At 37.0% G+C, this 378-nt stretch carries 1 protein-coding gene; it reads left to right on the top strand.

What is annotated here, in order from left to right; genetic code table 11:
• A partial coding sequence (locus DWB64_RS19325) for a hypothetical protein (protein WP_206736705.1) occupies positions 1-192 on the top strand: 192 nt, incomplete at its 5' end.
• Positions 193-378 lie beyond the last annotated feature (186 nt).

Below are 378 nucleotides of genomic sequence, written 5' to 3'. Positions count from 1 at the left end.
CACGTGGAAACAGTCGTTCTACTAAAAAAAGACCCGAACGCCAAGGTTGTGCCAACAAAAGTGGTTGAACCAAAGACTGCAGAACCAAGAAAAGCCACAGCTAAAAGAGCTACGTCTAATAAGAGCAAGTCATTTAAGAGTAACGCTTCAAAAAAGAGCTCACCAAAGAAGTTAAAAAGAAAAGAAAAATAAGCTAAACGCCTGCGATGGTTGTACATCGTAGGCATTTTTTTATGACTCTTTTAGACGTAAGTGTCGTTAGAAAACACTAGATAATATGATAAATCTTATAAAACAATCACATGAGTATGTTGCATCGAATAGTACTGATGTCTTTAATTAGTGAAAAAACCGCAGTTTAGTGCGATACGGTGAACC

The organism is Fusibacter sp. A1 (assembly GCF_004125825.1).
In the GTDB taxonomy this organism is placed as follows: domain Bacteria; phylum Bacillota; class Clostridia; order Peptostreptococcales; family Acidaminobacteraceae; genus QQWI01.
The sequence above is the reverse complement of the archived record's forward strand: the minus strand, read 5'-3'. Positions and strand labels throughout refer to the sequence as shown.